Origin of the sequence: Streptococcus mitis, assembly GCF_001579035.1 — a bacterium.
GTDB lineage: Bacteria > Bacillota > Bacilli > Lactobacillales > Streptococcaceae > Streptococcus > Streptococcus mitis_J.
The window spans coordinates 199,398-202,185 of sequence record NZ_KQ970288.1 but is presented as its reverse complement, the minus strand read 5'-3'; the positions used below and the strand labels follow the sequence as shown (position 1 = coordinate 202,185).

2 protein-coding genes and 1 pseudogene are annotated in these 2,788 nt (G+C 27.8%); all 3 read left to right on the top strand.

What is annotated here, in order from left to right:
- Positions 1-47: 47 nt before the first annotated feature.
- A pseudogene (locus SMIDD26_RS13715) lies at positions 48-224 on the top strand (glycosyltransferase); the annotation flags it as partial.
- A gap of 102 nt (positions 225-326) precedes the next feature.
- Entirely contained in the window at positions 327-665 is a 339-nt protein-coding gene (locus SMIDD26_RS13115; protein WP_061439676.1) for a hypothetical protein, read from the top strand.
- A gap of 58 nt (positions 666-723) precedes the next feature.
- Entirely contained in the window at positions 724-2,505 is a 1,782-nt protein-coding gene (locus tag SMIDD26_RS07160) for a glycosyltransferase family 2 protein (RefSeq protein ID WP_061439675.1), read from the top strand.
- Positions 2,506-2,788 lie beyond the last annotated feature (283 nt).

The window sequence follows — 2,788 nt, the reverse complement described above, 5'->3', positions numbered from 1 at the left end:
ACTTTCATCAGCTAAGAAACGTACCGGTATAATTAAATGCAACAGGAGAGTTTATTACTTTTATAGATGGGGATGATTTTGTAGAGCCTAATTATCTTGAAGAATTATATTACACTTCATTAAAAAATGATTCTGAAATAGTTGTCGGAAGCTATAAAAAATTCAAAGAAGAAGATAATAATTATTATATTCATATATTCGACTATAGAGAAGAGCATTTTATAAAACATGAGTTAATAGAAAACATTGCCCAACTTGAAAATAAAGGATTAGAATTCCAAAAGATTTGGGGAAATTTATATCATAAAAGGTTGTTTGAGAATGTGATGTTTTCTGTTGGTAAAAATATAGCAGATACGCGAACTAATTATAAATTATATATGGAATCGTGTAAGACTACGTATATTCACAAAGATTTATATGTTTATAGAATTAGAAAAGGCAGTATTAGCGATAATATATCTGAAGAATTTTTAACCGATGAATTAGAAGCACTATTGGAAAGAATAGCTGTGTTAAGTATAGTTGGCATTGATATTTCTAAGGAAAAAGAGATGTTAAAAGATAGGCTTAAAACCCGTTGTTTCCAAGCTAAAGAAGCAGGCTTAGAAAATACAGAAATATATAGAAGATGTAAAGAAATACTATATTTTTTAAATAAGTAAATGATTGTTCAGAAGTGTTATATAGTTTAAAATGTTGTGTTAAGGAGAGATTTTCTTGATGAATGACAAGGAATTGGTAAATGAAGACGGAAAAATGTTGAAACTGAATGATGAAGATTTTCTAATAAGTATTGTAATCCCTATTTATAATGCAGAAAAATACCTAGAGCAATGTTTAAATAGTATAAAAAATCAGACGTATAAAAATTTTGAGGTAATTCTTGTTAATGATGGTTCAATAGATAATTCTGAGTCTATTTGTAAGGCATTTGTAGAATCTGATACTAGATTTAGATATTATTTAAAGGCAAACGGAGGGGTTTCATCTGCGAGAAACTTAGGGTTAGATAATGTAAAAGGAGACTTTATAACATTCATTGATTCGGATGATTGGATTGCAGAAAACCATTTAGAATTATTGATAAATTCAATCAAAAAAACCAATTCTGATATTGTAGTTTCTTGCTATAAAGAATTTGATAATAATATAGATACATACTACACCATAGTATATACAAAACAAGAAAAAAACTTGCTAAATTTTGAAAAGATGAATAGAGATGATTTTCTTACTATCTTTCCAAAACTAATGAGTATCAATGTATGTTTTAATAATGCTGTAGCTAAATTATTCAGAAAAGAACTAGTGAATAATCTACGATTTGACACTTCAATAAAATATGGAGAAGATTTAGATTTTTATTTTAGCTTATATCTGAATGTAGAAAGTGTTTCATATGTTGATGAACTAACTTATGTTTATAGAATCCATGGAGATAGCACAACAAGTAACTTTAATCAAGAATATGCAGAGCAAGAACTAAGTATTTTTAAAAAAATGTTTAAAAAAATACAAGAAATAGGATTACCTACTATTCATTATTTCAATAAATTTCAAAAATTATTGAAATATAGAGTGGATTATATAAAAAATAAAGTTTTGTTAAATGAACATTTAGACTTTTTAAAAAATATAGAGGGAACTGTAACGTATCCTAATACACTAATTAGTGTTGTCATTCCGATTTATAATGTATCCCCATATTTAAGATTATGTTTAGAAAGTATCGAAAATCAAACCTATCCGTATTTTGAAGTTTTACTAGTGAATGATGGTTCTAGAGATAATTCAGAAGATATTTGTCAAGAGTTTATCAATAAAGATAAACGTTTTCGTTATTTTGAACAAGAGAATTTAGGTCTTTCTGCTGCAAGAAATACAGGAATCCTAAATTCAAAAGGAGAATTTATTACCTTTATAGAAGGTGATGATTTTGTTGTTCCTAATTATCTAGCAGAATTATATCAATCAGCATTAAAAAATGATTCAGAAATAGTGATAGGAAGCTATAAAAAATTTAATGAAAATGATAATAACTATTATATTCATGTGTTTGACTATAAAGAAGAGCATTTTAATCAAAATGAATTGATTCAAAAAAGAGGAATAGAGTTTGAAACTAGTTGGGGGATTTTGTTCCATAAACGACTATTTGAAACGATACTATTTCCTGTTGGTAAAAGCATAGGAGATTGTTTTACAAATTTTAAATTATTTATGGAGTCATGTAAGGCTAGCTATATTCATAAAGATTTGTATATACATCGTATTAGGAAAGGTAGTTTAAGCGCTCTGCTTACAGAGAAATATTTTACAGATATATTTGAAGCACTTTTGGAAAGAATAGCTACTCTGGCTTTATTAGGAATAGATGTTTCCGAAGAGAAAAGAACCTTAATCGATCGACTTCAACTTCAATATAAACAAATGTCAGAGGCTGGATTCCAAGAGACAGAAATTTTTAGACGTTATAAGGAATTTCTCTATTTAGTGGATTAGTATTTCTCCTTTTATCTGATAAAAGAGTAGAAGGTTTGTAGTCAATGAAATAGATATGTCGAAATTTAACTAACTTGGATTATGAAAATAAATGGAGAAATAGATGATTTATCTCACAAATCGATTTAATAATGATGAGCAAGATTTTATAGATGATGTTATTTCCTCGGGAGTAGACGTCCGTGTAGTAATAAAAGAAGAACAGGGTGTCTGTTCAGACTGTAGCTGTTTTTACCAATGATACTTGCAAATCAAACCTCATCTACAGTAGATACTAAGCCTC

What these genes read in the sequence shown, in the direction of transcription:
- SMIDD26_RS13115 (WP_061439676.1), top strand. Translation starts at nt 327, where the DNA reads ATGTTTTCTGTTGGTAAAAATATAGCAGATACGCGAACTAATTATAAA.
- SMIDD26_RS07160 (WP_061439675.1), top strand. Translation starts at nt 724, where the DNA reads ATGAATGACAAGGAATTGGTAAATGAAGACGGAAAAATGTTGAAACTG.